General features: G+C 65.7%; 6 protein-coding genes. All 6 read left to right on the top strand.

All coding sequences use genetic code 11. The features are described 5' to 3' along the window. Positions 1-731: carboxymuconolactone decarboxylase family protein (locus ACWCQS_RS45940; protein ID WP_451009984.1), on the top strand; the 731-nt coding region annotated here is incomplete at its 5' end. Positions 732-888: 157 nt separating this feature from the next. Next, positions 889-1629 (top strand): isocitrate lyase/PEP mutase family protein, encoded by a 741-nt coding sequence (locus ACWCQS_RS45935; protein ID WP_451009983.1) that lies wholly within the window; start codon positions 889-891, stop codon positions 1627-1629. A gap of 59 nt (positions 1630-1688) precedes the next feature. Continuing rightward, positions 1689-2336 (top strand): nitroreductase family protein, encoded by a 648-nt coding sequence (locus ACWCQS_RS45930; RefSeq protein WP_388635113.1) that lies wholly within the window; start codon positions 1689-1691, stop codon positions 2334-2336. 274 nt (positions 2337-2610) lie between these two features. Then, on the top strand, positions 2611-3666 hold the full coding sequence (locus ACWCQS_RS45925) for an alpha/beta fold hydrolase (RefSeq protein ID WP_451009982.1): 1056 nt from the start codon (positions 2611-2613) through the stop codon (positions 3664-3666). A gap of 89 nt (positions 3667-3755) precedes the next feature. Next, positions 3756-4331, top strand: coding sequence for a zinc-binding dehydrogenase (locus tag ACWCQS_RS45920; RefSeq protein ID WP_451009981.1), 576 nt, complete (start codon positions 3756-3758; stop codon positions 4329-4331). Positions 4332-4607: 276 nt separating this feature from the next. Continuing rightward, complete coding sequence (locus ACWCQS_RS45915; protein ID WP_451009980.1) at positions 4608-5087, top strand: hypothetical protein; 480 nt, start codon at positions 4608-4610, stop codon at positions 5085-5087. The last annotated feature ends 1386 nt before the right edge of the window (positions 5088-6473 follow it).

The raw sequence follows: 6473 nt of genomic DNA, 5'->3' as shown, positions 1-6473 counted from the left end.
ACTCGCTGGAACAACTCCCACAGCTCATCCGGCACCAGCCGCTCAACGATCCCCACGCCTATAGCCTATCGAACACCCCAAATGAGATGACCTCTAAGGCCTGCGGCGGAGCTCTGAAGCACCACGAGCCCGACCCGAGCTCGATGGCTACTACTCACACCCCGACCGGAGGTCGATTCGCCACGTCACGACTGAACGTTCCCCCTCGAGAGGATGTGCCCGCCGGCGCGCAGCAGATGCTCGACAACGTTGGTGCGCAGCTCGGTTTCGTCCCGAACATGTTCAAGACCATCGCGTCGAACCCGACCGTTCTCGAGGTCGTCACGACTCTGCAAGGCACCTTGAGCCGGGTTCTCGATGCGAAGACGCGGCACAGCATCGCGCTGGCCGTGTCGCAAGCCAACGGCTGCAGTTACTGCCTGGCGATGCACACCTACGTCGCGACCGAATTCGGCGGCATGTCAGGCGAAGACATCGAGCTCGGCCGCGCCGGGAGCTCGGTCGATCCCAAACGCGCCGCGTCCGCTCGCTTCGCCCAACGGGTGATCGACAGCCGCGGGCGGGTCAGCGACGCCGAGCTCGCGGGTGTGCGAGGCGCCGGGTACACCGACCCGCAGATCCTGGCGATCGTCGCGGTGACGGTGCGATTCCTACTCACCAACTTCATCAACAACGTCAACCAGTCCGACGTCGACATCCCCGCCGCCAGCTCGGTCGGTACGTCCGGCTGACCGCTCGAACCCACGTACCGGGCCGCGTACTCGGCCCGGTACCCCTCTCACCGATCCGGTGATCTTTCAAGAAGGGGCTTCACATGCCGGGCTCTGAGCTCTACGAGAAATTCATGGCGTTGCACACCCGTGACGGCGGGTTCGTCATGCCGAGCGCATGGGACGGCCTCTCGGCGCTGATGCCGGCTTCGAGGCGATCGTGACATCGTCGGCGGCGCTCGCTGGCACGCTTGGCAGGTCCGACGGGCGTCACGAAGTCACCCGCGACGAGCACCTCGAGCATGCGCGGCTGCTCGGCCGACTCACCAGGCTGCCCGTGAACGGAGACTTCGAGGACGGTTACGGCGACACGCCTGAAGACGTCGCCGCGACCGATCAGGCCACCGTGGCGTCTGGCCTGGCCGGTATCGGGATCGAGGACACCTCGGGCAATCCCGATCAACCGATCCGCGACTTCGACGAGGCAGTCAATCGCGTACGCAGCGCCGTCAACGCGGCCAAGGGACGCATCGTCGTCACTGGCCGGACCGACAACTTCATCCAGGGGCGGCCCGATCTCGATGACACCATCCGGCGCCTGACGGCCTTCGCCGAGGCCGGCGCGGATGTGCTCTACGCGCCGTTCCCGCCCGACCGCGACGCGCTCGTCGCGATCGTGACCGCGGTCGCGCCGAAACCGGTCAACGTCCTGGCGTCGCCGGCTGACAAGGTGCTGACCGTCCCGGAGCTGCAAAAGATCGGGGTCAAGCGGATCAGCGTGGGTCCGATGCTCTACGCGAACGCGATGGGGGCCCTCGAACACGCCACCAAGGCGCTCGTCGCGGGCGACGTCGCCTCGGCCACGACAGGCATGAGTTTCGAGCGTATTGATGAACTGCTTGCCCGCGGCAAGAACTAGCCCAAAACCTGCGAACCACCGCTCCTCATCTACCGATTGCAAGAAGAAGGCGGATTGACATGAATCTCGACAAGCTCATGAACAAGCATCTCACCAGGTATTTCGACCCCAGCAAGACCATTCCGGAGGAAACCCTTCAGCAGCTGCTGAGGTTCCTGCGTTCCACGCCGACGTCGGTGAACATCCAGCCGAACCACTTCTACGTCCTCGCCACGCCCGAAGGCAAAGAGCGGCTCGCCAACAACCTGGGCGAGCGGTTCCAGGACAATGCCGAGAAGATCCTGAACGCGTCACACACCGTCATCCTCACCACCCGGGCAGATGTGCCGGACAGCCACCTCGAGGCGGTGTTCACGAAGGAGAGGGCCGACGGCCGGTTCCCTGACCCGTCAAAGCAGGAGCTGTGGGAGTCGATGACCCGGGACTTCCTCAACCTGCGCAACTACGGCTACAAGGACCTGAGCCACTGGATGGAGAAGCAGACCTACATGGCGGTGGGCCTGACCATGATGGCGGCCGCCGAACTCGGCGTCGAGGCCACGCCGCTGGAGGGGTTCGACCCGACCAGTGTCGACAAGGCGTTCAAGATCCGCGAGACCGGACACAGCACGACCGTGCTGCTGGCCCTCGGCTACCCCGACCTCGCAAGGGTGTACACCAGCCCGATCTCGCGATTCGACGCTGACCAGCTGTTCACCTTCATCTAAACGCCACCCGGAAACCAAAACCCACCACGCATACGAGGAAGGGGACAATCTCAATGACAGGCTCAATACTGGACGTGACAACGGTGATCAACCTGGCTCGCCGAGGCGGAACGCTCCGGCAGACATTTTCACCCGAGGTGGTCCCCCTGGAGGCCGCGTTCGCCGCGTCGGCCGCGCCGATCCCCACCTGATCGAAAGACCGCAACCTTGCACGTCGGCACCGCGTCCACAGCGCCGGCAGTGAACCCGAAACGCACAGAGAAAGGACAAGAAAGTGAACGACAGCAAGCTGTCCAGCGAAGATCCACGCATCGGAATGAGAAAGACCAACAAGCTCGTCGCGCTCATCACGGCTGTGGTGGCTCTCCTGGTGGGCTCCGTGGCTTTGAGCTCCGGAGCATGGGGCGAGAGTCGCGAGCACGGCTCAGTGGCGGCGCAGTCCACGTCGTCTTACCCGCAGTCTCAACCACCCGCTGGCTTTCAGTCCAAGTTCGCGGAAGTAAATGGCTTTCGCATGCACTATGTGCGGGGTGGCAAAGGTTCACCTGTGGTAATGATCCACGGGTTCCCCGAGGATTGGAGTGAGTGGCGGCAGGAGATGGGCCCGCTCTCCAAGAAGCACACCGTGATCGCCGTCGACCTGCGTGGTGCTGGCCAGTCCCAGGTCACCGAGAGTGGTTACGACGCGGCGCAGTTGGCGAAGGACGTGCATCAGCTACTGACGCAGCTGAAGCTCAACAACGGCGTGCAGGTTGTCGCCCACGATATTGGTATGTGGGTCGCCTACGGCTATGCGGCGCAGTTCCGGCCGGAGGTGCGAAGCATGGCTGTGATGGAAGCTCCCATCCCGGATAAGAGCATCTACAGCTACCCCGCGCTCAACGCCGACCCGAACAAGCCCTCGCCTTGGCACTTTGGCCTGTTCCAGCTGCCCCTCGCTGAAAAGCTCATTGCTGGTCACGAACGCGTCCTCGTCCACGACATGATGCTCGAGTACGTCGCGGGCGACAAGTCGCCGTTCACGGCGTCGGACTTTGACTACTACGCCCACTTCCTGAAGGAGCCCGGCCGCGCGACGGCCTGGATGAATGTGTACCGTGGGCTTCGCGCAGACGTTCAGCAGAACAAGGAATTCCTTGCGCAGGGCAAGTTGAAGATGCCTATCCTCGCGGTCGGTGGCCAGCTTTCCTTCGGTTCAGGGGTCCCCAACCAGTGGCATGAATACGCCGCGAACGTCCAGGGAGTAGTCCTGAAGAATACGGGCCACTTCGTGAACGAGGAGAGGCCGAAGGAAGTGACGGCTCTGCTGAGCCTCTTCCTGCAGAAGTAGCTGGGTTTGCCGTGGGGCGACCGGGTGCTTGCACACGAGGCCCCGCTGCCCGGGGGAAGCGGCTTCTGGGCCGACAGGTTCTGATCAACGTGGATCACGCGGCAGCCTGCCCACCCGGGTTGGACGCCGTGCACGCGGCGGCACTGCCGGTCAACGGACTCACCGCGGTGCAGGCCCTGGAAAAGCTGGACCTCAGCCGAGGACAGCGGCTCCTGATTACCAACGGAGGCGGGGCCACCGGAGCCCTGACCATCCAGCTTGCCGCGGCCAAGGGCATCGAGGTGACAGCGACCGCGTCTGCTACCGCCGCAGAGCGCCTGCTCGGTCTGGGAGCGATGATGGTCGTCGACTACCACGACCCGAACTCGTCGACCAAGGTACGCGGCGGGTTCGACGCCGCCCTCATCATCGCCGCCAGCACGGCGGACGCCGCCCTGCCTTTGGTGCGGGACGGCGGCCGACTGTGCTCCCTGACCTCGGACGCGCCTCCGGAGGAACGAGGCATCACGAGTTGGGACCTCTACTTCGAGCCCAACGCCGCGCAGCTTGTCCAGCTGGCGGAGCAGGCCGCCGCGGGAACCTTGAAACTCGCACCGGAACCCCTGCCGCTGAGCGAGGGACCGGCTGCGTTTCGCCCGGGTGGTTACCGGACGGGCCGGCGGTAAGAAGATCGTGCTCACCCGAGCATGACCCGACCGGGCACCCCCCGATCCCGATGCTGGGCGGGGGTGCCCACCAGGCGCGATCGAGGAGTCGTCAGGCTGAGATATGAAGGTTCGCCAAGCCGCAGCCGGTGGAGCCGGTTGCCAGGTCTCGGCGACGGCCCAAAACGGGCTCACTGACGGCGCTTGGGTTCTACGGTCTGTTTCCAAAGTGCTGGTCACAGCCATGCGTAGCGAAAGCACTGGTGCCAGCGCACCGGTTTCGACAAGCTGCGACACATGGACTGGACGCCCCTGCTCTCGACACTGACCGGTGCCGTCATCGGCATTGCAGCCACTCTGATCGCCGACCGCAACCGGTGGCGGCGGGAGGAAGCCAGGCATGCTCTGGAAGTACGGCGCGAGGTCTACACGGAGTATGTTTCCGCCCTCAAAGCCGCGGGCGAGGAGATGCGGGCCGTTGCCCTGGGCGACCACATGTCCGAGTCGGCGCGCGACGCGGCGGTGCGGGAAGCCGTGCGCGGCACCGGCATCTACACGGCGAGCGAACGCCTCTGGCTCGTGGGCCCCCCGCAGGTCGTGGAGGCGGGGAACGAGGCGTTCCACCGCCTGCGCGCGATCCGCGACGCCTATGCCCGTGGAGTGGCTGTCGGCTCCGCCGACGACGCGCCCCTGATAGAGCGGCGACGCAAGGCTATGGCGCAGATGCGTCGCGTCATGCGTGAGGACCTGGGCATCGGACCCCTCGGAATCGAGTGATGTGGCACCAGCCCTGAGTTCGTCCCAACCTCGCCCGCGCCGCCGGCCGCCCGCTGGACGACACGCCCTGGGGCGACCACGCCACCGTCTGCGACCCGCCCCCGCCGCGACCGGTGACGGATTCCGGTTTGCGAGGACGTGCGCTGGAACAGATCAGCGCGGTCGCCGACGGGCTGGAGCGTGCTGCCACCGCCGGGTCGGTACCTGGCCTGGTTGCTGCGCTCGAGCAGGTGGTGACCGAAGCCTGTGCGGATCTCGGGTTTCGGTTGTTCCTCCGGGCGATGAAGGCCTACTTTGTTGCGATCGACGGGACCGCTGCGAAGCCTTCATCACTCTCGGTGAGGTCTTCGGCTACCCGGAGTTCCTCGTGGATGACAACCTCAACGTCGGTTAGGGGCCCGCACCAGGCCCGCCACCTAGAACCGCGGAGCATCACGGGACCGCTGCACCCTGGTGGTGCGGCGGTCCTTCGCGTTCTAGCACGGACCCGTAAGGCTGGGGCTCCACTTCGCGGAAATCGCCGTGGAGCAGTCCGACTGGTCGAAGGCCGCTCAACTGGGTCAGGACGTCAGTCGTCCTCGGCGGCCGCGCCCAGGAGACGCAGGTGCTGAACCTCTCCGACGCCGAAGCCCGCGAGTGGGCGAAGTCCGGCATCCACGCCAGCGGCGAGGCCAGTCCACCCCTGCCCAAGCCGACCACACCCGAACCCGCGCCCGTACTGCCCGCCCCCAGCACGTTGATCTCCCCGGCACCGGCCGCCGACATCAACTCCCCGCCGACGCCGGGAGCACCGCCGCCTCAGCCGCAGCCCGCCGCGTCCCCAGTGCCAGCGCCGGATGAGGCCGGCGTCGGACTACGCAAAGCCCGAGCGGAGTACCTGCCGCAGCTTACGCTCGCCGACACTGGGGCACCTAGCGCGGAACGCGGAATGGACCGTGGCGCCTCGTCGTTGGGTTCCCCACGACGGGATACGGCTCTCCTGCGACAGGCCTGGACGGTGCCGAAACTCTCAGCGACGCGCTGCAAGGTTGTCCGGGTACGCCTGCGTACGCGTGATTGTAACCGTGGGCGTTCACGCCAGAGTGGGCGCACCCAGCCGAGGTGCCGGCACCGTCTGTGTCATCGGCGTGGCTGCCGACTGCGGACTGCCAGGGAGCAGCTGTGGCTGAGGGGGCCCTACGGCCTGTGCGAATGGAGGGCCCGCCTACGCCCGGGATGGGCTGGCACGGCCCGACGTGCTTCCGCCTTTCAGGTCACCGGCAAGTGCCTGGTCGCTGAGCGGATGGAGACATGTCGAGTCTCAGTTGATGGTTGACGGGTTGGCGTCGGGTGATGCTTGACGTCTGTCCTAGACGATCTTCCGGCGGTTGTGTTCGCCGGACTTGC

This window comes from Streptomyces sp. NPDC002076 (assembly GCF_053593835.1).
The sequence above is the reverse complement of the archived record's forward strand: the minus strand, read 5'-3'. Positions and strand labels throughout refer to the sequence as shown.

What these genes read in the sequence shown, in the direction of transcription:
- ACWCQS_RS45915 (WP_451009980.1), top strand. Translation starts at nt 4,608, where the DNA reads ATGGACTGGACGCCCCTGCTCTCGACACTGACCGGTGCCGTCATCGGC.
- ACWCQS_RS45935 (WP_451009983.1), top strand. Translation starts at nt 889, where the DNA reads ATGGGACGGCCTCTCGGCGCTGATGCCGGCTTCGAGGCGATCGTGACA.
- ACWCQS_RS45930 (WP_388635113.1), top strand. Translation starts at nt 1,689, where the DNA reads ATGAATCTCGACAAGCTCATGAACAAGCATCTCACCAGGTATTTCGAC.